The 21,039-nt window shown below is 54.5% G+C and carries 21 protein-coding genes; 11 read left to right on the top strand and 10 right to left on the bottom strand.

From position 1 onward, the window contains the following. The first annotated feature begins 14 nt into the window (after positions 1 to 14). The 7 genes from ispG (at position 15) to ACXIZX_RS13860 (ending at position 9,135) form a co-directional block, all read left to right on the top strand. Positions 15 to 1,136 (top strand): flavodoxin-dependent (E)-4-hydroxy-3-methylbut-2-enyl-diphosphate synthase, encoded by a 1,122-nt coding sequence (gene ispG, locus ACXIZX_RS13890; protein ID WP_008108306.1) that lies wholly within the window; start codon positions 15 to 17, stop codon positions 1,134 to 1,136. 106 nt (positions 1,137 to 1,242) lie between these two features. Further along, positions 1,243 to 2,517 (top strand): histidine--tRNA ligase, encoded by a 1,275-nt coding sequence (hisS, locus tag ACXIZX_RS13885; protein WP_179449875.1) that lies wholly within the window; start codon positions 1,243 to 1,245, stop codon positions 2,515 to 2,517. Positions 2,518 to 2,556: 39 nt separating this feature from the next. After that, positions 2,557 to 3,174: a YfgM family protein gene (locus tag ACXIZX_RS13880; protein ID WP_008108308.1), complete on the top strand. Its 618-nt coding sequence runs from the start codon at positions 2,557 to 2,559 to the stop codon at positions 3,172 to 3,174. A 19-nt stretch (positions 3,175 to 3,193) separates the two neighbouring features. Further along, positions 3,194 to 4,375, top strand: a complete 1,182-nt coding sequence (bamB, locus tag ACXIZX_RS13875) for an outer membrane protein assembly factor BamB (protein WP_154155662.1) — start codon at positions 3,194 to 3,196, stop codon at positions 4,373 to 4,375. 178 nt (positions 4,376 to 4,553) lie between these two features. After that, complete coding sequence (gene der / locus ACXIZX_RS13870; protein WP_179449879.1) at positions 4,554 to 6,044, top strand: ribosome biogenesis GTPase Der; 1,491 nt, start codon at positions 4,554 to 4,556, stop codon at positions 6,042 to 6,044. Between the two features lie 96 nt (positions 6,045 to 6,140). After that, the gene (locus tag ACXIZX_RS13865; RefSeq protein ID WP_479404376.1) at positions 6,141 to 6,368 is read left to right on the top strand and encodes a zinc ribbon domain-containing protein; all 228 of its coding nucleotides are present in this window, start codon (positions 6,141 to 6,143) and stop codon (positions 6,366 to 6,368) included. Between the two features lie 328 nt (positions 6,369 to 6,696). Then, the gene (locus ACXIZX_RS13860) at positions 6,697 to 9,135 is read left to right on the top strand and encodes a glucose/quinate/shikimate family membrane-bound PQQ-dependent dehydrogenase (protein WP_479404375.1); all 2,439 of its coding nucleotides are present in this window, start codon (positions 6,697 to 6,699) and stop codon (positions 9,133 to 9,135) included. Positions 9,136 to 9,221: 86 nt separating this feature from the next. Here ACXIZX_RS13860 and ACXIZX_RS13855 read toward each other — a convergent pair whose 3' ends face one another. The 4 genes from ACXIZX_RS13855 to xseA all read right to left on the bottom strand — a co-directional run bounded on the left by ACXIZX_RS13855 (position 9,222) and on the right by xseA (position 12,269). Beyond that, positions 9,222 to 9,404, bottom strand: coding sequence for a con-10 family general stress protein (locus tag ACXIZX_RS13855; RefSeq protein ID WP_312664108.1), 183 nt, complete (start codon positions 9,402 to 9,404; stop codon positions 9,222 to 9,224). A 103-nt stretch (positions 9,405 to 9,507) separates the two neighbouring features. Continuing rightward, a complete protein-coding gene (locus ACXIZX_RS13850; RefSeq protein ID WP_061717960.1) occupies positions 9,508 to 9,834 on the bottom strand; it encodes a protealysin inhibitor emfourin in 327 nt (108 codons plus the stop codon). After that, complete coding sequence (locus tag ACXIZX_RS13845; RefSeq protein ID WP_061717959.1) at positions 9,819 to 10,844, bottom strand: M4 family metallopeptidase; 1,026 nt, start codon at positions 10,842 to 10,844, stop codon at positions 9,819 to 9,821. The genes ACXIZX_RS13850 and ACXIZX_RS13845 overlap by 16 nt, the downstream gene beginning before the upstream one ends. A 51-nt stretch (positions 10,845 to 10,895) precedes the next feature. Next, positions 10,896 to 12,269, bottom strand: coding sequence for an exodeoxyribonuclease VII large subunit (gene xseA / locus ACXIZX_RS13840; RefSeq protein WP_179449887.1), 1,374 nt, complete (start codon positions 12,267 to 12,269; stop codon positions 10,896 to 10,898). Between the two features lie 169 nt (positions 12,270 to 12,438). Between xseA and guaB the strand changes: the two genes are divergently transcribed. Together guaB and guaA are read left to right on the top strand one after the other, a co-directional pair. Then, positions 12,439 to 13,905, top strand: a complete 1,467-nt coding sequence (gene guaB / locus ACXIZX_RS13835) for an IMP dehydrogenase (protein ID WP_008108316.1) — start codon at positions 12,439 to 12,441, stop codon at positions 13,903 to 13,905. A gap of 72 nt (positions 13,906 to 13,977) precedes the next feature. After that, positions 13,978 to 15,558 (top strand): glutamine-hydrolyzing GMP synthase, encoded by a 1,581-nt coding sequence (gene guaA, locus ACXIZX_RS13830; RefSeq protein ID WP_008108317.1) that lies wholly within the window; start codon positions 13,978 to 13,980, stop codon positions 15,556 to 15,558. Positions 15,559 to 15,626: 68 nt separating this feature from the next. Here the strand turns inward: guaA and ACXIZX_RS13825 are convergent, their stop codons facing one another. Next, positions 15,627 to 15,956 (bottom strand): addiction module antidote protein, encoded by a 330-nt coding sequence (locus ACXIZX_RS13825; protein WP_154155677.1) that lies wholly within the window; start codon positions 15,954 to 15,956, stop codon positions 15,627 to 15,629. 4 nt (positions 15,957 to 15,960) lie between these two features. Then, on the bottom strand, positions 15,961 to 16,287 hold the full coding sequence (locus ACXIZX_RS13820; RefSeq protein ID WP_179449889.1) for a type II toxin-antitoxin system RelE/ParE family toxin: 327 nt from the start codon (positions 16,285 to 16,287) through the stop codon (positions 15,961 to 15,963). A gap of 191 nt (positions 16,288 to 16,478) precedes the next feature. Here ACXIZX_RS13820 and ACXIZX_RS13815 point away from each other — a divergent pair, with 191 nt between their 5' ends. Beyond that, positions 16,479 to 17,255, top strand: coding sequence for a DUF3750 domain-containing protein (locus tag ACXIZX_RS13815; RefSeq protein ID WP_008108318.1), 777 nt, complete (start codon positions 16,479 to 16,481; stop codon positions 17,253 to 17,255). Between the two features lie 118 nt (positions 17,256 to 17,373). Here ACXIZX_RS13815 and ACXIZX_RS13810 read toward each other — a convergent pair whose 3' ends face one another. Then, positions 17,374 to 17,553: a hypothetical protein gene (locus ACXIZX_RS13810; RefSeq protein ID WP_008108319.1), complete on the bottom strand. Its 180-nt coding sequence runs from the start codon at positions 17,551 to 17,553 to the stop codon at positions 17,374 to 17,376. Positions 17,554 to 18,039: 486 nt separating this feature from the next. On the opposite strand from ACXIZX_RS13810, the gene ACXIZX_RS13805 reads away from it, so the two are divergent. Further along, complete coding sequence (locus ACXIZX_RS13805; protein ID WP_179449891.1) at positions 18,040 to 18,540, top strand: helix-turn-helix transcriptional regulator; 501 nt, start codon at positions 18,040 to 18,042, stop codon at positions 18,538 to 18,540. Here the strand turns inward: ACXIZX_RS13805 and mgtE are convergent. The 3 genes from mgtE to tehB all read right to left on the bottom strand — a co-directional run bounded on the left by mgtE (position 18,537) and on the right by tehB (position 21,037). Further along, positions 18,537 to 19,970 carry a magnesium transporter gene (mgtE, locus tag ACXIZX_RS13800; RefSeq protein ID WP_008108321.1) on the bottom strand — a complete coding sequence of 478 codons (1,434 nt, stop codon included), beginning with the start codon at positions 19,968 to 19,970 and terminating at the stop codon, positions 18,537 to 18,539. The genes ACXIZX_RS13805 and mgtE overlap by 4 nt on opposite strands. A 121-nt stretch (positions 19,971 to 20,091) precedes the next feature. Further along, positions 20,092 to 20,277 (bottom strand): YfgG family protein, encoded by a 186-nt coding sequence (locus ACXIZX_RS13795; protein WP_008108322.1) that lies wholly within the window; start codon positions 20,275 to 20,277, stop codon positions 20,092 to 20,094. Between the two features lie 154 nt (positions 20,278 to 20,431). Next, positions 20,432 to 21,037 (bottom strand): tellurite resistance methyltransferase TehB, encoded by a 606-nt coding sequence (tehB, locus tag ACXIZX_RS13790; protein WP_071531666.1) that lies wholly within the window; start codon positions 21,035 to 21,037, stop codon positions 20,432 to 20,434. Positions 21,038 to 21,039 lie beyond the last annotated feature (2 nt).

The raw sequence follows: 21,039 nt of genomic DNA, 5'->3' as shown, positions 1-21,039 counted from the left end.
TGTGGAGAGAGAATATGCATAACGAAGCACCCATTATCCGTCGCAAATCAACACGGATTTACGTCGGCAAGGTGCCAGTTGGCGATGGTGCGCCCATCGCCGTTCAGTCAATGACCAACACCCGCACCACTGATGTGGACGCCACCGTTAACCAGATTCGCCAGCTTGAGCGCGTCGGGGTTGATATCGTGCGCGTCTCCGTTCCCACGATGGATGCGGCTGAAGCCTTCAAACTGATTAAGCAACAGGTCAACGTGCCGCTGGTAGCGGACATTCACTTTGACTATCGCATCGCACTGAAAGTCGCTGAATATGGCGTGGATTGTTTGCGTATCAATCCAGGCAACATCGGCAACAATGAGCGTATCCGCCAGGTGGTGGATTGTGCGCGTCATTACAATATTCCGATCCGTATCGGCGTGAATGCCGGTTCGCTGGAAAAAGATCTGCAGGAAAAATACGGCGAGCCAACGCCGCAAGCGCTGCTCGAATCCGCCATGCGCCATGTTGATCACCTCGATCGCCTCAACTTTGATCAGTTCAAAGTGAGCGTCAAAGCCTCCGACGTCTTCCTTGCCGTTGAATCCTATCGTCTGCTGGCGAAAGCCATCGATCAGCCGCTGCACCTCGGTATCACCGAAGCGGGCGGCGCGCGTGCGGGTTCTGTGAAATCGGCGATCGGTTTAGGTCTGCTGCTGGCCGAAGGCATTGGCGATACGCTGCGTATTTCGCTGGCGGCCGATCCGGTTGAAGAAGTGAAAGTCGGCTACGACATCCTCAAATCTCTGCGCATCCGCGCGCGCGGCATCAACTTTATTGCTTGCCCGACTTGCTCGCGTCAGGAGTTTGATGTCATCGGTACGGTGAATGCGCTGGAAGAGCGTTTGGAAGACATCATCACGCCGATGGATATTTCCATCATCGGTTGCGTGGTGAACGGTCCGGGTGAAGCGACAGTTTCAACTCTCGGCGTGACCGGCGGCGCCAAGAAAAGCGGCTTTTACGAAGATGGTGTGCGCCAGCGCGATCGTCTCGATAACAACGACATGATCGACCAGCTGGAAGCGCGTATTCGCGCCAAGGCTAGCATGCTGGATGAAAGCCGCCGCATCAACGTGCAGCAGCTGGAAAAATAATCGTGGTGCGCGCCTGTCGCGTGCCAGTTTGTGATTGAACCTGTGCGGTTTCATCCTCATAAGGTATGATGCCGCTCAGGTTTTTTTGTCTTAAAGAGATTCTAACGTGGCGAAGAATATTCAAGCGATTCGCGGGATGAACGATTACCTGCCGGCGGATACCGCGATTTGGCAGCGTATTGAAGGCACCCTTAAGCAGGTGCTGGCCAGCTATGGTTACAGTGAAATCCGTTTGCCAATCGTTGAGCACACCCCGTTGTTCAGCCGCGCGATCGGTGAAGTCACCGACGTGGTTGAGAAAGAGATGTACACCTTTGAAGACCGCAACGGCGAAAGCCTGACGCTGCGTCCGGAAGGCACCGCAGGTTGCGTGCGCGCCGGTATCGAGCACGGTCTGCTGTACAATCAGGAACAGCGTCTGTGGTACACCGGCCCGATGTTCCGCTACGAGCGTCCGCAGAAAGGTCGTTATCGCCAGTTCCACCAGATGGGTGTGGAAGTCTTTGGTCTGCAAGGCCCGGACGTGGATGCTGAGCTGATCATGATGACCGCGCGCTGGTGGAAAGCGTTGGGTATCGCCGATCACGTTGAGCTTGAGCTGAACTCTATCGGTTCGCTGGACGCGCGCGCCAACTACCGCAGCGCGCTGGTAGCGTTCCTGGAGCAACATCAGGACGTACTCGACGAAGATTGCAAACGCCGCATGTACACCAATCCACTGCGCGTGCTCGACAGCAAAAATCCTGACATCCAGAAACTGTTAAACGATGCGCCAACGCTGGGCGAATTCCTTGATGAGGAGTCACGCGAGCACTTCAGCGGGTTGTGCGCCTTGCTGGACGACGCGGACATTAAATATCGCATTAACCAGCGCCTGGTACGCGGCCTCGATTACTACAACCGTACCGTGTTTGAATGGGTGACCAGCAGCCTCGGTTCGCAGGGCACCGTATGCGGCGGCGGACGTTACGATGGTTTAGTTGAACAGTTGGGTGGCCGTGCCACGCCAGCGGTTGGTTTTGCCATGGGCATGGAGCGTTTGGTATTGCTGGTGCAAGCGGTTAATCCAGAATTTGAACCGACGCGCATTGTTGATGTCTATGTTATCGCTTCGGGGCAGGGCGTTCAGTCCGCCGCGATGCAACTGGCGGAAAAACTACGTGATGCTGATCCGGCATTGAAGCTGATGACCAACTTCGGTGGCGGTAACTTCAAGAAGCAGTTTGGACGTGCAGACAAGTGGGGCGCACGCATTGCGCTGGTGCTGGGCGAAGATGAAGTGAAAGCGGGCCAGGTTGTGGTGAAAGACTTGCGTACTGGCGATCAACAGACGCTGGCTCAGAGCGACGCCGCTGCGACGTTGCGCACGCTGCTGCAGTAAGCGCAGCACTGCAACAGCCATTTTAAAGAGAGGGATTGCGTGGAAGTTTACAGCAACGAAAACGAACAAGTTGACGCACTGCGTCAGTTCTTTGCCAACAATGGCAAATTCCTGGCCGTTGGCGTAATCATCGGTATCGCTGCGCTGGGTGGCTGGCGTTTCTGGTCCAGCCATCAGGAAGGAACCGATAAAGCGGCATCAGCAGAATATCAACAGCTTACCAGTGCGATGCAGGCGGACAAGCCGGATTCGCTGGCAGCGGTAGCCACTTTCGCTAGCGAAAACAACAACACCTATGGTGCGTTGGCGTCGCTGGATCTGGCGAAGCAGTATGTTGAAACCAATCAGCTCGATAAAGCTATCACTCTGTTACAGAGTGGGCTGAAAGATACCAAAGATGCCAACCTGCAGGCGGTGATTAACCTGCGTCTGGCACGCATTCAGTTGCAGCAAAGTCAGGCCGATGCCGCACTTTCTACCCTTAACAATGTTAAAGGTGATGGCTGGACAGCCATTGTGGCGGACATTCGTGGCGAAGCACTGCTGAGCAAAGGCGATAAGCAGGGCGCGCGTGATGCCTGGAGCAAAGGTGCTGAATCGCAGGCCTCTCCTGCGCTGAAGCAAATGCTGCAGATGAAGATGAATAACTTAAGTTAAGCCAGTCAAGAGAGCGCACATGGAATTACGTAAATACCTGCTGCCAGGGCTGATTTCAGTCACTCTGCTCAGCGGTTGCTCGCTGTTCAGCGGCGAAGAAGATGTAGTGAAAATGGCCCCGCTGCCTAAAGTGGAAAACCAGTTTACGCCGCAGACCGCGTGGAGCACCTCAGTCGGAGACGGCGTTGGTGATTTCTATTCCAATCTGCATCCAGCCTGGCTGGACGGTACCGTGTATGCTGCGGATCGTTTTGGTGTGGTTAAAGCGCTTGATGCCAGCAATGGTAAAGAGAAATGGAAAGTCGATCTCTCTGAGAAAACCGGCTTCTTCTCGAAAAACATCTCGGCACTGCTTTCTGGCGGCGTAACGGCCAGCGGCGATCGCATCTATATCGGTAGCGAACGTGGTCAGGTATTTGCGTTGAATACCAGCGATGGTGGCATTGCCTGGCAGACCAAGGTCGCCGGTGAAGCGCTGTCGCGTCCGGTAGTGAGCGACGGTTTAGTGCTGATCCACACCAGCAACGGTATGTTGCAAGGTCTTGATCAGAGCACTGGCGTGATCAAATGGACCGTCAACCTCGATATGCCTGCGCTGTCACTGCGCGGTGAATCGGCTCCGACCGTGGCCTTTGGTGGCGCAATTGTTGGTGGCGACAATGGCCGCGTGAGCGCAGTCATCGTCAACCAAGGTCAGCTGATTTGGCAGCAGCGTATTTCGCAGCCAAGCGGCGCAACGGAAATCGATCGCCTGAGCGACGTCGATACCACGCCAGTCGTGGTAAACGGTGTGATTTATGCGCTGGCGTATAACGGCAACCTCACCGCACTGGAACTGCGTTCTGGTCAGGTTCTGTGGAAGCGTGAGATTGGCGGCGTGAAAGACATGGTGGTGGATGCGGGTCGTATCTATCTGGTCGATCAGGATGACCGCGTGATTGCCCTGAATGCTGACGGTGGCGTGGCCATCTGGCGTCAAAGCGATCTGCTGCATCGTAATCTAACCTCGCCGGTGCTGTTCAACGGTTATCTGGTGGTGGGTGATAGCGAAGGTTATCTGCACTGGATCAACACCCTTGACGGCCGCTTCGTGGCGCAGCAGAAACTGGACAGCGATGGCTTCCAGACTGAACCGGTTGTCGCCGGTGACAAGCTGCTGATCCAGGCGAAAGGCGGAGAAGTTTACGCCATCACCCGTTAAGGAATTGGCTCTGCGGGAACCCGTTTCCCGCTCGCTTACACGGCTCCTGATTCGTCAGGGGCCGTTTCGTTTTTAGTCAGGCATGGTATTCTTTGCGCCTTCAGCCTGACGCCTGGCGTCAAATGTCGTTATAATCAAGCCATTCGGGCGAATTATTTTAAAAACTGAGGCAAGTGTTATGGTACCTGTGGTCGCGCTGGTTGGGCGTCCCAATGTGGGAAAATCTACGCTATTTAACCGTTTAACACGCACACGTGATGCGCTGGTGGCGGATTTTCCTGGACTGACTCGCGATCGCAAATATGGTCGCGCCGAAGTGGAAGGGCGCGAATTCATTGTTATTGATACCGGCGGTATCGATGGCACCGAAGAGGGCGTTGAAAACCGCATGGCGGAGCAGTCGCTGCTGGCGATTGAAGAAGCCGATGTGGTGCTGTTTATGGTGGATGCGCGCGCGGGCGTGATGCCGGCGGATCAGCAGATCGCCAATCATCTGCGTGCGCGTGAGAAAGCCACCTTTGTGGTCGCCAACAAAACTGACGGTATCGACCCGGAAGCAGCGGTGCTGGATTTCTATGCGCTGGGCTTAGGTGAGATTCACGCCATTGCGGCTTCGCATGGTCGTGGCGTTAACAGCCTGCTGGAAACCGCACTGTTGCCGTGGATGGAAGAAATTGTTCCAGAAGTCGAACTCACTGAAGAAGAAGAGAACGCCGCCTATTGGGCCGATTTAGAAGAAGAGACTGAGAATGCGCTGGAGGAAGAGGAAGAAGAAGACTTCGACCCAACCACACTGCCGATCAAACTCGCTATCGTTGGCCGCCCGAATGTGGGTAAGTCAACGCTAACTAACCGCATTCTTGGCGAAGACCGTGTCGTGGTCTTCGACATGCCGGGCACCACGCGTGACAGCATATACATTCCGATGGAACGCGACGATCGTGAGTATGTGCTGATTGATACCGCTGGCGTACGTAAGCGCGGTAAAATCACCGAAACCGTCGAGAAATTCTCAGTTATCAAAACGTTGCAAGCGATCGAAGACGCTAACGTTGTAATGCTGGTGATTGATGCACGTGCCGGAATTTCCGATCAGGATCTGTCGCTGCTGGGCTTTATCCTGAATAGTGGGCGCTCACTGGTGATCGTGGTCAACAAGTGGGATGGCATGACGCAGGAAGCCCGAGATGAAGTCAAAGAGATGTTGGACTTCCGCCTGGGCTTTATCGATTTTGCGCGCATCCACTTCATTTCAGCCCTGCACGGCAGCGGCGTCGGTAACCTGTTCGAATCGGTGACCGAAGCCTACGACTGCTCCACCAAACGTGTGGGCACCGCAATGTTGACGCGCATCATGACCATGGCCGCCGACGATCACCAGCCGCCATTGGTGCGTGGTCGCCGCGTGAAGCTGAAATATGCGCACGCCGGTGGTTATAACCCGCCAATCGTGGTGATTCACGGCAATCAGGTGAAAGATCTGGCCGATTCCTACAAGCGTTACCTGATGAACTACTTCCGTCGTTCACTCAACGTGATGGGCACGCCAATTCGCATTCAGTTCAAAGAGGGCGATAACCCGTACGCGGGCAAACGCAACCTGTTGACGCCAACGCAGCAGCGTAAACGTCAGCGTCTGATGTCGCATCTGAAGAAGAACAAGCGTTAAGATGAGAAGGGCCCAGCAGGGCCCTTTTTTTATGAACCTGTAACGCGTAGGGTCGCCATTCATGGCGACCGATGCGCACCACGCAGAGGACAATTGATGAATTTTTCCTGCCCAGCCTGTCAGCAACTACTCACTCACAATGAAACCGGTTTTAACTGCCCCAGCTGTGAACGTCATTTCGCACTCATCGCCTTATGCCCGGATTGCCATCAACCGTTGCAGGTGCTGAAAGCCTGCGGTGCGGTGGACTACTTCTGCCAGCACGGCGACGGCCTTATTTCCAAAAAACGTGTCGAATTCATCCCCGACTTAACGTCGCAATAAGAAAAGTCACGATACGCCGTCATATTTATTAATAGCTTACGACTGGATTTGTAGCAAAAATGCTATTAACCAGTGACTGCCGCGTTATGGATATTCACTTTTTATTGTACCAGGTGGTACAATCCTGCCGCCTTGTAGCGAGAATAACTCTCACCTGCGTTGTGTCCTCGCTCACAAGCGCCGAATCACGGGCATTGCACCCGTACCAATAGATATAAAATAAAGCGTAACGGAATTATTCCTGTCTCCCGCTGCGGCTGGAGCCTTGTTATCGGCTGCCACAGATTTACTGGCGCCAGCGCTTTATTTTTTCAGGAGAGTTTTTGTTATGGCAGAAAATTCCGCTCGTCCCGGCAAAGGGCTGAGCATCTGGTCCGTACTGTTTGGCCTGGTCCTGCTGGCTATCGGCTTGTTCTTCGCTATCGGCGGCGGCAAGCTGGTTGCGCTGGGCGGCAGCTGGTACTTCCTCATCGCCGGTATCGTCATGCTGCTGTCGGCCATTCAGTTCTTCCGTCGCAAATCATCCGCCGTCACCCTGTTTATTCTGGTGTTTGCTGGCACGTTGATTTGGTCACTGTTTGATGCAGGCTTGCATTTCTGGCCGCTGGTATCACGTTTGATGGTGCCGGCCGGCTTGATGCTGTTTGCATTCCTCACCTGGCCAGCTCTGCGTAAAAGCGAAGGCAAAAGCTCTCTGGCGAAAGCCTCTTATGTGCTCTCTGCGGTGATCGCGGTGGGCATGGTGGCGACCTTCGTGCAGATGTTCCAGCCGCATCCTACCGTGGCGTTTGACGGCAAACAGCTGCCGCTGATTCCGGTCGATAAAGCAAAACCTCAGCAAGACTGGAGTAGCTACGGCCGTACGCCGGGTGGCGACCGCTTCGCTGCCATCGATCAGATTACCCGCGACAACGTGAAAGACTTACAGGTCGCCTGGACTTTCCACACCGGTGACACGCCGATCAGCCCAACCGGTAACGGTGCGGAAGATCAGCAAACTCCACTGCAGGTTGGCAACACGCTGTTCCTGTGCACCCCGCACAACAATGTGATTGCGGTTGCAGCTGACAGCGGTAAGGAAATCTGGAAACGCGAAATCAACGCGCAGGCAGAAGTGTGGAACCGCTGCCGTGGCTTAGCCTATTTCGATGCCACCAAACCGCTGCAGCAGCCAACGCAGCCGGGCTCAACGCCAGTCACTGCCGCTGTGCTGCCTGCGGGCGATACCTGCCAGCGTCGTATTCTGATGAACACCATCGATGCGCGTCTGATTGCTATCAACGCCGACAACGGTGAGCTGTGCGACACCTTCGGTACGCACGGTGTGGTTGACCTGAAAACCGGTCTCGGCAGTGCGCCAGATCCGCAGTATCAGCTGACTTCACCGCCAGCAATGGCCGGTACCACCGTTGTGGTGGGCGGCCGCGTTGCGGATAACGTACAGACCGACATGCCTGGCGGCGTGCTGCGTGGTTTTGACGTTATCACCGGTCAGATGCGTTGGGCGTTTGACCCAGGCAACGACGACCCCAATGCGGTGCTGATGCCGGGTAAAGATTACACCCGCAGTACGCCGAACTCGTGGGCGCCAATGTCTTACGATCCGGCAATGAACACGGTGTTCCTGCCAATGGGAAGCTCTTCAGTGGATCTGTGGGGTGCGAACCGTACCAAACTGGATCACACTTACGGCGCATCAATCCTGGCGCTGGATGCCACCACCGGTAAGCAGAAGTGGGTTTATCAGACCGTGCATAACGATCTGTGGGACTTTGACCTGCCAATGCAGCCGAGCCTGGTAGACTTCCCGATGAAGGATGGCACCAATAAGCCAGCCGTGGTTATCGGGGCGAAAACCGGCATGATTTGGGTGCTGGACCGCCTGACCGGCAAGCCTTTGACCAAAGTTGAAGAGCTGCCGATGCCGCAGGGTCACATCCCGAACGAGCAGTACACCAAAACTCAGCCGCACTCAGTGGAAATGCCAAATATCGGCAACCAGAAAATGACTGAGTCGGATATGTGGGGCGCAACGCCGTTTGATCAGCTGGCGTGCCGTATTGCCTTTAAAGGCATGCGTTACGATGGCCTGTTCACCGTGCCGGATACCGATAAATCCCTCAGCTTCCCAGGTTCGCTGGGCGGTATGAACTGGGGCGGTATCTCGTTTGACCCGAACAACCAGTACATGTTCGTTAACGACATGCGTCTCGGCCTGTGGGTACAGATGATCCCACAAGACACCAGCAAGACTGCAGCCAGCAACGGTGGCGAAGCCATCAACACTGGTATGGGTGCGGTTCCGCTGAAAGGCACACCGTACGCGGTTAACAAAAACCGCTTTATGTCGCCGCTGGGCATTCCGTGCCAGGCTCCGCCGTTCGGTACGCTGTCGGCGATTGACATGAAAACCCGTCAGATCGTGTGGCAGGTGCCGGTTGGTACCGTTGAAGATACCGGTCCGTTTGGTGTCAAAATGCGCGCGAAGATGCCAATTGGTATGCCGACCTTAGGCGGCACGCTGGCAACGCAGGGCGGCCTGGTGTTCATCGCCGGTACGCAGGATTACTATCTGCGCGCTTTCGATAGCTCAACCGGTAAAGAAGTATGGAAAGCACGTCTGCCAGTTGGCAGCCAGGGCGGTCCAATCAGCTACGTTTCGCCGAAAACCGGCAAACAGTACATCCTGATCTCCGCAGGCGGCGCACGTCAGTCGCCAGACCGTGGTGATTACGTGATTGCTTACGCGTTGCCAGACAGCAAGTAAGTTCTCAAGATGAGAAAGGCCGACATCATGATGTCGGCCTTTTTTTTAACCATCCGTGGCACAACACTTCCTTTAAGGCACCTTAATTACTGCGGCTTGGAAGGGCGACGGCTTTTTTGACCTCCTTTTCTTCCAGCTTCCCTGGCTCTTTCAGGATCGTTTCTGAAATTACCCCCGCTGACTTTGCCGCCAGCGCTACCTGCTTCCCTGGCGCGCTCCGGATCCTCTGCAAAGTTCCCGGCACCACCTCGTTGCTTTTTTTGTGTCATAGCAGAGACCTCATCTAAGGGTGTTTTCTTCGACGTGGACTAGCTAGCCACATAATGAGTATAGTCAACCAGTTACGCTCTGCCTTGAGAGATCTCTGATAACCTATTCGCCGTCTCGCCACAGCGATTGCAGTTCGGGTGGTGCCAGTTGTTCGGGAATTAAAATCACCAGACTTGCCGCCTCTCGGTGTGTGGTGTAGGAAATTTGAATACGGTAATAGCGCTGATCGCCGCGACCGATGTTTGCCGCCTGATCTTCCGGTTCGCCCAGCGGCATCGCCTGTTCCAGCACCTCGCAGACGCGCTGCTTTTGCGGTTCCGGCAATTCCGCCAGCGCAAAGCGCCGCTCACCGCGCAGTTTGGGAATAAAAGCGATACCGCCTTCCCGCGCCAGCTCGATGATTGCGTCATCGGTCAGTTGGATGTCCATGTTACGCCTACCTGCTGCCAGGCGGATTGGATCTTCTCCGCCACTGAGTTGTTGAACCGCTGTTTCGCGTGCTGCACGGTAAAGCGTGCAAAGGTGCTGAAATCGGCATCCTGCGGCAGCGTTTTATCACACAGCGTGTCGTACCAGGCTTGACCCGCCTGTTCCCACGCGAAGCCGCCCAGCGCTTTAGCGGCGAGATAGAAGGCGCGATTGGGAATGCCAGAGTTGAGATGTACGCCGCCGTTGTCGTCACGCGTTTCGATGTAGTGAGCCATGTCGGCTGGTTGCGGATCTTTGCCCAGCACCGGATCGTCGTAGGCGGTGCCGGGTGATGACATCGATCGCAATCCGCGCCCGTTGATGCCCTGCGCCAGCAAACCTTCGCCGATGATCCAGTCGGCCTGATCGGCGCTCTGCTTGAGATGGAATTGCTTCACCAGCGAGCCAAACACGTCAGACATCGATTCGTTCAGCGCACCTGCCTGCTGAAAATAGATCAATCCCGCTTCGGTTTCCGTCACGCCGTGCGTCAGCTCGTGCGCCACAACATCCAGCGCGATGGTGAAGCGATTGAAAATCTCGCCGTCGCCGTCACCAAACACCATCTGCTGACCGTTCCAGAAGGCGTTCTGGTACTCCTTACCGTAATGCACGGTGCCATCGAGCTTGAGGCCTTTGTTGTCCAGCGAATTGCGTTGGTAGGTTTGCCAAAAGAAATCGTAGGTAATGCCGAGATAGTTCCACGCCTCTTCGGCTGCGACATCGCCATTTCCCGGCTGGCCTTCATCGCGCACCAAAGTGCCGGGCAGATTTTGTGTTCCTTCGGCGTCGTAGATAGCCCGCAGCACCGTGCCAGGCTGCGCTGTGGCGGTGCTTGCCGGTTTAGCATTGTGTTCGCCCATTAAGTGCTGGACGTGGGTGAGGGTGCGGCGCGCGTAGTCTTGTTGCGCGCCGGAGCAGTTATCAATGATATTGCGCAGAATGTAGGGTGGGATAACGCTGTAAGACATACCAATCTCCCTGGCTTTTTAACGAATGTGCCAGAAAGTATAGTTTTCATACTATGAACGTGCTTTGCGACTCCGGGATTTCTGCGGTTCGAGGGCGGTAACCTGGCTTTCCACCCAACCATCGTCCAGCCGGGTACGTAGCAAGTCGCCTTTGCTGAGCTGCTGGGTTTTCTTTACCACCTGACCTTGCGTGTCGGTAGTGACGCTGAAGCCACGCGCCAGCGTCGCCAGTGGGCTCACGCCTTCCAGCTGTGCTGCCAGCGTGCCAAAGCGCTGACGATTGTGATTGAGCTGCTTTTCCATGCCCTGCTGTAAGCGATAGTGCCACTGCTGGAGCTGCTGCTGAGCGCGCAGAATACGTCCCTGCGGCTGCTGGGCATTGAGGCGTTGCAGCAGGCGATCCTGCTGACGATTAGCCACACGCAGGCGCTGGTCCATAGCTTCACCGAGACGACGCTGCAGCTGGAAGAGCGCAGTCTGCTGACGTGCCAGACGCAGCTGCGGATGCTGCTGCTGCAAACGGTGCTGGATGCGCGTGAAGCGACGCTGCTGCTGTGCCAGATAGAAATCCATCGCCATCTCCATGCGCTGCTGCTGCGACTGCAAACGGCGCAGCAGTTCGAGCTGGTTACGGCTCACCAGTTCTGCCGCAGCAGAAGGCGTTGGCGCGCGTAAATCCGCTACGAAGTCAGCGATAGTGACATCGGTTTCATGCCCAACGGCGCTGACAATAGGCAGGCGGCTGGCAAAGATCGCCCGCGCTACACGCTCGTCATTGAAACTCCACAAATCTTCCAGCGAACCGCCGCCACGGCCCACAATCAGTACGTCACACTCATCGCGCTGGTTGGCCAGCTCAATGGCACGCACAATGCTGGCTGGCGCATCCACGCCTTGCACCGCCGTTGGATAAATAATCACCGGCAAGGAGGGATCGCGTCGATGCAGTACGCGTAGTACGTCGTGCAGCGCCGCCCCGGTAGCGGAGGTAATCACGCCGACCTGACGCGCCGGATCCGGCAGCGGCTGTTTGAACTGTTGATCGAATAAGCCTTCCGCAGCCAAACGCGCTTTCAGCTGTTCAAATTGCTGCTGCAGCAAGCCTTCACCAGCGGGATGCATGCTTTCGATAATCAGCTGATAATCACCGCGCGGCTCATACAGCGTGATGCTGGCACGCACTAAAACCTGCTGGCCATGCTGAGGACGGAAGGTGACGCGCCTATTACTATTGCGGAACATCGCGCAGCGCACTTGTGCGCCATCATCCTTCAACGTGAAGTACCAATGACCGGAAGAGGGCTGAGTGAAATTTGAAATTTCAGCACTGAGCCACACCAGGCCCATCTCATTTTCCAGCAGTTGGCGCACCGTGGTGTTCAGGCGGCTGACAGTAAAAATATTGGCGGTTGGCGGTAGCGACATGTGATGTAGATCAAATTTTAAATCAGAGGGTTAATCAACTGATACTACATTGCTTGCCCTGAGGATCAAGACTTTTTCTGAAAAAACACTGGAGGCAATCGGTTTCGGCCTGTATAATGCCGCGGCAATATTTTATCTGTTTTAATCGCCCCCAGGTGGAGATATTGCAATGTTAAGAATCGCTAAAGAAGCCCTCACATTTGACGACGTTCTGCTCGTTCCCGCTCACTCCACTGTCTTACCGAACACCGCTGATCTCAGCACTCAACTGACGAAAAATATCCGTCTGAACATCCCAATGCTCTCTGCTGCCATGGACACCGTGACCGAAGCCGGTCTGGCCATTGCGCTGGCGCAGGAAGGTGGTTTGGGCTTTATTCACAAAAACATGTCAATTGAGCGCCAGGCGGATGAAGTTCGTAAGGTGAAAAAACACGAAAGCGGTGTAGTTACCGATCCGCAAACCGTGCTGCCAACCACCGCGCTGGCGGCGGTGAAAGAGCTGACCGAACGTAACGGTTTCGCCGGTTATCCGGTGGTGAACACCGAGAACGAGTTGGTGGGTATCATCACTGGCCGTGACGTGCGTTTTGTTACCGACCTGACCTTGCCAGTTTCTGCGGTGATGACCCCGAAAGAGCGTCTGGTAACGGTGAAAGAAGGTGAAGCACGCGAAGTTGTGCTGCACAAAATGCATGAAAAACGTGTTGAGAAAGCGCTGGTTGTTGATGACAGCTTCCACCTGCTGGGCATGATCACCGTTAAAGATTTCCAGAAAGCCGAACGTAAACCTAACGCCTGTAAAGATGCGGAAGGCCGTCTGCGCGTAGGCGCGGCGGTAGGTGCTGGTGCAGGCAACGAAGAGCGTGTCGATGCGCTGGTGGCTGCCGGTGTTGACGTGCTGCTGATTGACTCGTCACACGGTCACTCAGAAGGTGTGCTGCAGCGTATTCGGGAAACCCGTGCAAAATACCCGAACCTGGAAATCATCGGCGGCAACGTCGCTACTGGCGCAGGCGCACTGGCGCTGGCGCAGGCAGGCGTGAGCGCGGTGAAAGTGGGTATCGGCCCTGGCTCAATCTGTACCACACGTATCGTTACCGGCGTTGGCGTTCCACAGATCACCGCCGTTTCTGATGCAGTTGCCGCGCTGGAAGGCACCGGAATTCCGGTTATTGCTGATGGCGGTATTCGCTTCTCTGGCGACATCGCGAAAGCGATTGCAGCAGGCGCAGCGGCCGTCATGGTTGGCTCAATGCTGGCCGGTACCGAAGAGTCTCCGGGCGAAATCGAGCTGTATCAGGGCCGTTCGTTCAAATCTTATCGCGGTATGGGTTCACTGGGCGCGATGTCCAAAGGCTCTTCAGACCGTTACTTCCAGAGCGATAACGCCGCAGACAAACTGGTACCGGAAGGTATCGAAGGTCGCGTTGCCTATAAAGGCCGCCTGAAAGAGATCGTGCACCAGCAGATGGGCGGCTTGCGCTCTTGCATGGGCCTGACCGGTTGCCCAACCATCGACGATCTGCGTACCAAAGCGGAGTTCGTGCGTATCAGCGGCGCGGGCATCAATGAAAGCCACGTGCATGACGTGACCATCACCAAAGAGTCACCAAACTACCGCATGGGTTCATAATCCCGTAAAATTTAGCGCCCGGCACCCGCCGGGCGCTTTTATTATTAAGTCCATCCCAATGGAAACGCCTCAATGACGACTGAAAATATTCATAAACATCGTATTTTGATCCTCGATTTTGGTTCTCAGTATACGCAGCTGGTTGCGCGCCGCGTGCGCGAACTGGGTGTTTACTGCGAGCTCTGGGCGTGGGATGTCACCGAAGAGCAAATTCGCCAGTTCAACCCGAACGGCATCATTCTCTCTGGCGGTCCGGAGAGCACCACCGAGCTGAACAGCCCGCGTGCCCCGGAATACGTGTTTAACGCCGGCGTGCCTGTGTTGGGCGTTTGCTACGGCATGCAGACCATGGCGATGCAACTGGGCGGCAAGGTAGAAGGCTCTAACGAGCGTGAATTTGGTTATGCGCAGGTTGAAGTGCTGACCCAGAGCGCGCTGGTGCGTGACATCGAAGATGCGATTAGCGCAGCAGGTAAACCGCTGCTGGACGTGTGGATGAGCCACGGCGACAAAGTCACCGCCATCCCAGCCGGTTTCGAAACCGTTGCCAGCACCGAAACCTGTCCGTTCGCCATCATGGCCAACGAAGAGAAGAAATTCTATGGCGTGCAGTTCCACCCGGAAGTGACGCACACGCGTCAGGGCCTGCGCATGCTGGAGCGTTTCATTCGTGACATCTGCGGCTGTGAAGCGTTGTGGACGCCAGCCAAAATCATCGAAGATGCGGTTGAGCGTATTCGTCAGCAGGTTGGCGAAGACAAAGTGATCCTCGGCCTGTCTGGCGGTGTGGACTCTTCTGTGACCGCGATGCTGCTGCACCGCGCCATCGGCGAGCGTCTGACCTGTGTGTTCGTCGACAACGGTTTGCTGCGTCTGAATGAAGCTGAGCAGGTGCTCGACATGTTTGGCGACCACTTCGGCCTGAACATCGTGCACGTTGCCGCTGAAGCGCGCTTCCTTGATGCGCTGGCGGGCGAGAACGATCCAGAAGCCAAACGTAAAATCATCGGCCGCGTATTCGTTGAAGTATTCGACGAGCAGGCACTGCGTCTGGAAGACGTGAAGTGGCTGGCGCAGGGCACCATCTATCCTGACGTGATCGAATCCGCGGCTTCGGCCACCGGTAAAGCGCACGTGATCAAATCGCACCACAACGTGGGCGGTTTGCCGAAAGAGATGAAGATGGGCCTGGTTGAGCCGCTGAAAGAGCTGTTCAAAGACGAAGTGCGTAAAATCGGTCTGGAACTCGGCTTGCCATACGACATGCTGTATCGTCACCCGTTCCCAGGTCCAGGTTTGGGCGTGCGCGTGCTGGGCGAAGTGAAGAAAGAGTACTGCGACCTGCTGCGCCGTGCAGACGCTATCTTCATCGAAGAGCTGCATAAAGCTGACCTGTACAACAAAGTCAGCCAGGCGTTCACCGTGTTCCTGCCAGTGCGTTCTGTTGGCGTAATGGGCGATGGTCGTAAATATGATTGGGTGGTTTCACTGCGTGCGGTGGAAACCATCGACTTCATGACCGCGCACTGGGCGCACCTGCCGTACGATTTCCTCGGCCGCGTCTCTAACCGCATCATCAACGAAGTGAACGGCATTTCCCGCGTGGTTTATGATATTTCAGGTAAACCACCTGCGACGATCGAGTGGGAATAAATCCTGCTCTGATTACTGCGTAAAAACGAAGCCCGCTTAATTGCGGGCTTTTTTATGACATCTGCTATTTAAGGTTGTGGAATAAGCCGTACACCTGCTGCACGGGTGATCTCCGTGAGAGTCGTCAAGGTAGGATTGCCGTTTTCAGATAGCGTTTTATAAAGTTGCTGACGTGACAGACCTGATTTTTTAGATATTTCACTGATGCCACCTCGCGCTTCAACAACACGGCGCAAGGCGATAAGGAAGGCTGCAATACCCCCTTCTTCATAAATATCTTCAAGAGCGGTCTGCAGATAAATTTGTGCATATTCAGGGTTTTCGCGCAGCTCTGCGACCATCGCATCATCGTGGCTGATTGCTTTTTTCTTGTTAGCAGACTGAATGATGATAGTCATATTCTTACCTCTTTTGATAATCCCGCCAAAATTTTACAGCTTTCGTTAAATCACTTGCCTGGGTGGATTTATCTCCACCAATGAGGAGTAAAATTATTCTGTCGCCATCAAGCGCGTAATAGACTCGATAACCGGGGCCGTAATCAATTCTCAGCTCCCAAACACCATCCAATTCAAACTTATGATCGCCAAAATTGCCGCTCTCAGCGCGGTCAATGCGGATATCAATTTTTGCTGCAGCACGAGGATCTTTTTTGCGTAACTTTTTAATCCACTCAGTGTAGGGAACCTTTCCGGTTGCGTCCTGATAACGTTGAGTCGTGTACAGCATAGCATCCTCGCAAGCACTGAATCCTGTCCGTAGTGTCGTTTATAAATGACAATGGGGCAATCAAATTTTGTACAATCACAGTACTTTTGTTAGGCATGTCGTTTTTTCGCCTCATCGCATAGTTCGTGAATACAAAGCCAACCGTTTCGTTGCAAGATAGCGAGTGATTTTTACTCATCAGGATGCCGTCGATGTTGCCTTTCAAAGCCGTACTGATCTCTTTTCTTTGCATCATCTTGCTTTCATTAGGCGCGAGTCTGGCGCAGGCAACGCGTAGCGGTGAGCTCACCTCTGAACGCGGTGGCTGGGCGTCCGCAAGGCGGGATTCTGCCGGTATCGCACCGGATCCACAGCGTTATGCGGCTGAAGCTATCGTGCAGGTTTATGCTGCGCCAACCTATGGTTGGAAGGGCGCCGTAGCGGTGCATCCATGGATTATCTTTAAACGCGCCGGTGAAACCCGCTACAACCGCTATGAAGTGATTAGCTGGGGCAGCGGCGATAAAGTGCGGCGCAACAGTAATCTCCCGGATGGCTACTGGTACGGCGCGAAGCCGCGTCTGCTGGTTGATCATCGCGGCAGTAGCGCAGAAGCGATGATTCCGCAGATCGAAGCGGCAATTAAATCCTATCCGTGGCCAACGACCTATCACGCCTGGCCGGGACCCAACAGCAATACTTTTATGGCGCACATTGGCCGCGAGGTACCGGCGTTGAAACTGGATCTACCGGCTAACGCGCTCGGCAAAGATTATCGCTCGCTACTCAATCCGGTGGGTTTACCGCCGTCAGGTCGTGGCGTACAGCTTTCCCTGCTGGGTGTGCTGGGCGTAACGGTTGGCGCGGAAGAGGGGCTGGAAGTGAACTTGCTGGGATTAAACATGGGGCTGGATTTCACACCGTTCAGGCTGCGTCTGCCGTTTATTGGCGGTATCGGGCAGAACAATGTGCAGCGCGACAACCCATAAAAAATTGCCTATATATGCAGGTGCGCATGAATGCGCACCCTACAAAATCCTGCCAAATAAACGTAGGGTCGCCATTCATGGCGACCGATTCACGCTTAACTGACAAGCATTACGTTTTTTAACAGACGCCGAAATCGCCGTCTTCATGATACAGATTCACGGTATCGGCTCTGACTTCAATTTCTCGTTTGATGTGATCATCAACGCGAGCGCACCACAGCATATCTCCTTCCACGCGCAGCACCTGCATCTTTGGGCCGCCGGTCTTAGACTGCACAAAATCATCCACGTTAAACATGCTTCTTCTCCGTCAGGTCAGTGATAACAACAGAGTCTATATGCACTTCAGGCACTGTGCGCTTGATTTTGTGCGCTGTCTTCCAGCATAAATTGAATCAAAGCGCGTTGAGACCGTTCTGGTTATTTTCTGCAGCATTCGCCGCTGAAAATAGTATCGAAACATCTCTAGTTGTCAGTTGACAACTTTTTGCAGTGAGCATAAGGTAACCAGCGATATCAGACAGGAAGCGGCATCCGCATAAAGCGGTAGAAGAAGCTTTGCGATATGCAGAAGCAAGAGGTTGGAAAATTGCAGTCGGCGGCCACCATGCGTGGGGCAAGATGTACTGCCCAGATAACTCGGCAGAGTGTCGATGTGGGGATTACTGTATTACCTGCATCTGGAGCACGCCAAAAAATCCTGAAACGCATGCCAAATTGCTAAGGCGGGTGGTGGATAACTGCAGTGAAAGTCCTAAGCGGATTAAGTGACGAGGAGTGAAACATGGAATTTGAGTTTACGCTGCGTTTTCAGCTCAGTGATGAGATCGACACCGATGAAACGCTTGAGCGTCTTGGTTCGCAAGGTTGCACTGATGCGTTAATTGGCGCGGGTGTAGCGGGAAAATTAAGCATGACGTTCTGCCGCGAAGCCAGCACTGCACAGGACGCGGTACGCAGCGCGTTAGATGATGTTTTTCAGGCATTGCCAGATGCTGAACTGATTGAAGCCGCACCGGATTTAGTCGGGCTGACTGATATTGCAGAGTTGATAGGTGTTTCGCGGCAGAATATGCGCAAGCTAATGCTGAGCCACAGCCCGCAGTTTCCGCGTCCGATTCATGATGGAAAAACAGCGTTATGGCATTTAATCGATGTACTGGAGTGGTTAAATCAGCGTGGTTCAACGCGGGTCAATCCAGCATTGAGTGAACTGGCGCGCGCAACGTTGCAACTCAATTTACAGCATATGCTGCAACGTTACGCACACTGTTTAAAGCCTTAATGATGCAGCAAAAATATCGTCGCCAGACCAAGGAAGATAAAGAATCCGCCGGTATCGGTGATGGCGGTGATCAGCACGCTGGAGCCGACGGCGGGATCGCGTTTCATCTTAGTCATGATTAACGGAATCAGCACGCCCATCAGCGCGGCCAGCAGCAGGTTTAGCACCATCGCCAGCATCATCACGCCGCCGAGTTGCAGATTGTCATACATCAGCCAGGTGACGCCGCCCATAATGCCGCCCCAGAACAGGCCGTTTATTAATGCCACGCCGAGTTCACGCATAATCAGGAATGAGAAGTTACCCGGTTCAACCTGATGCAGCGCCAATGCGCGCACAATCATGGTGATGGTTTGATTGCCGGTATTGCCGCCGATGCCCGCAACGATAGGCATCAGAGCCGCCAGCGCAACCAACTGCGATATGGTTGCTTCAAACAGGCCAATCACGCGCGAAGCGACAAATGCGGTGCACAGGTTAACTGCCAGCCAGGCCCAGCGTTTGCCCACCGCTTTGCGCACCGGCGCAAACACGTCTTCGCCCTGGCTGATACCACCCATTTTACGGATGTTGCTTTCATTCTCCTCGTTCACCAAATCGACCACGTCTTCAATGGTGATACGGCCAATCAGCTTGCCTTGTGCATCGGTTACCGCAGCGGAGATCAGGTTATAACGTTCGAACGCACTGGCGGCGTCTTCCGCTTTATCGTTGAGTTGAAACGTAGTGGGATGCGGATTCATCACTTCGGCGACCAGCATCTTCGGTTTGTTGAGCAGAATATCCGTGAGCGTCAGCTCACCCTGCAGTTGATTCTGTTCGTCAGTGATAAAGATCTTATCGGTGCCGTCAGGCATTTTTTTGCCTTTACGCAGATAGCGCTGCACCGTGGCTAAGGTTACGTCTGAGCGTACCGTCAGGATGTTGAAATCCATGATCTGCCCGACGCGGTCGCGATCCAGCTCGATCACGCTCATTAACCGTGCGCGCAGGCTTGGCTCAAGAGTGGTGAGCAGACGTCCGGTTAAATCGCGCGGCAAATAGCGCGCCAGATATACCTGATCGTCGATATCCAGCGGCTCGATGGCGTGCAGAATATCGCGATCAGACATTTCTTCCGTCAGGCTGGCCCAAACGGTTTCTGAAGCCTCAACCAGCACGTGACCGCGCTGCGCCGTCGGCACTAAACGCCACAGCGCCTGACGCTCTTCTTCTGGCAAGGCTTCGAGGATGTCGGCCAAATCCGCGGCGTGTAATTGCTGCAGCTCACGCTCTAATTCATGACGCCAGTCGGTGATATCACGCAGTTCACCCGCATTAAGATCGACGGATTTATCCAGCAGAACATCAACCAGATCATGCTCGTTGAGCAGCAGGTTAAGGATGTGATGGCGGGTTTCAGCTAATTTTTGTGAATGCGAAGCAGACATAACGCGTTCCTTGTGTCTGTAAAGTCAGCTCACAGTGTAGCGCGTTGCGGGTAACAGGACGTAAAAAGCAGCATTGTCTCAAAGGACAATGTTTAGCAGCGACAGGCGACCCGCAAAGTATTTAGCGCGAATCACTGGTACTCAGAGTGACCGGTTCAGGGATGGCTTTCTTTTGCTGATGATGCTCAATAGCACCGGGAATGATGAAAAGCAGGCGGCCGAACAAAATTAAGAAGCTGACCAGTAAAACCACGCGGGTCATGGTACCGGTTTTGGGACGTCTTCGTGCAGAGATAGCGCTGTTCACGCGGGGTGGTTCCTGTAATTGCCCGGTTGGGCGGAGGCAATATTTAGTCACACTTGGATCGCTAAAGCAATCGCTGTGTGAAAAATGAGCAAAAAAGGTGCGGCGGATTGATCGACATCAGACAAAGTAACGGCCGCGCAAGGCGGCCGTTGGCTTAGTAGCTGGCTTTCTGCGCCAGCAGCGTGGCGAAACGGATTTTAATACGGTTACCGTTTTCATCACGACGATGCAGTTCACCGACATCTTCGTTGTACTTCACGATGTGCCAGTTGCGGTAATAGTGGCTGAGCTCACCGGATTTAAACGCAAACGGGAAATTTTGCGTATTGGGATAATCATCGGTATCCATCGCCGCCACAATCAGGTTGTAGCCATATTTACGCGTGCTGGCCTGCATATCGGCAATCAGCTGGGGAATGGTTGCCGGTTGCAGGAACATCATCACCACGGTCGACAGCACAAATTGATAGGCGCCGTTGAACCGCACGCTATTGAGATCGCAAAGCTCGGTGTGAATGTTCTGCAGATTCTCTTCCGCAATGATGCTGTTCAGGCGTTCCAGGCTGGCGGGATTGCTGTCCCAGGCCGTCACCTCAAAGCCATGCTGATTGAGAAACAGGCTATTGCGGCCCTGGCCGCAGCCCAAATCCAGCGCTTTCCCCACCTCAAGATGTGGCAGGGCCGCCAGCACTTCAGAATGGGTCGGCGTGAGACCGTATTTTTCAGCGTAATAGTTATCGGGGCGTGTAGTCATAACCAGAT

This window comes from Candidatus Pantoea symbiotica (genome assembly GCF_056491525.1).
The sequence above is the reverse complement of the archived record's forward strand: the minus strand, read 5'-3'. Positions and strand labels throughout refer to the sequence as shown.